Source organism: Gilliamella sp. B3023 (genome assembly GCF_026536845.1).
Lineage (GTDB): Bacteria > Pseudomonadota > Gammaproteobacteria > Enterobacterales > Orbaceae > Gilliamella > Gilliamella apicola_E.
Genome location: NZ_JAFNNH010000066.1, coordinates 1 through 858, shown reverse-complemented (window position 1 = coordinate 858; position 858 = coordinate 1). Strand labels below are relative to the sequence as shown.

General features: G+C 43.0%; 2 protein-coding genes. Both read right to left on the bottom strand.

What is annotated here, in order from left to right; all coding sequences use genetic code 11:
• Nucleotides 1-691 (bottom strand): hypothetical protein (locus tag J3U16_RS11990; RefSeq protein WP_267343207.1); only part of this gene is annotated, 691 nt, incomplete at its 3' end.
• Nucleotides 655-858 (bottom strand): hypothetical protein (locus tag J3U16_RS11985; protein ID WP_267343206.1); only part of this gene is annotated, 204 nt, incomplete at its 5' end. The genes J3U16_RS11985 and J3U16_RS11990, both read right to left, overlap by 37 nt.

The window sequence follows — 858 nt, the reverse complement described above, 5'->3', positions numbered from 1 at the left end:
CATTAGCGCCAGTTGTAGGAAAGTTTCTACCGTAAGAGGATGGGCCAGTTGACTGAGGGATAAAACCATTATCCGGGTCCCACATCGAAGCTGGGCCAGCATATTGACCTGTACTATAGTACATATCCGGTCTGGCAAAACAAACCACCGGCGAAGCCTTAGGATTAACATAGTAAGTCACATTACTAGCACTGAAAGTACTACGATTAGGAAATCCGTAACGAGTTGATAATGTACCGTCAGTACTAGATAACTTAATCCTATAAGGTGCCTTACAAATTGTTAGCACGGAATTACGTGATACTGACTGACCTCTTTTATCGACGATAGATAAACTTAAACGACCTGTAGCACTAACGCCAGAATCTCCATCATCATCACCCCAATAATTATTAGGAGGACCAATAAGAGTACTTAAATCGACTGAATTAGTATCAGTAGGAACGAACATACGAATATCAGCAAAACTCTGACCCACAACGGGCAAAGAGATTGGTGCTGAAGAAGATGAAGGATTGGTAGAAGGCGTGTAATTAGCTCCGTTAGATAGCGTAATCCCAAGCAGACCGTTAGCATCAACCGCACGAGTACGACCACCGTCGAAAGTCAGATAAGGTGCACTACCCTGTATCGCATTCCTAGTTGTCTGTGAAGTTAATGCATGACCCGAAAAAGGAAGGAAAAGAGCCACGAAAAAAACAATCTGCCGGGATAATTGGGAAAAGGATCGAAAACAGGATCTGAAAGAAGATCCTGAAAACGACCGGAAAAAAGATCGAGAAGAGGATCGCGGAAGCGATCGCGCGAAAATTCGCAGAATTTCACTTGATTGCGTGGAAAAATAAGTTTCAGTGAAAA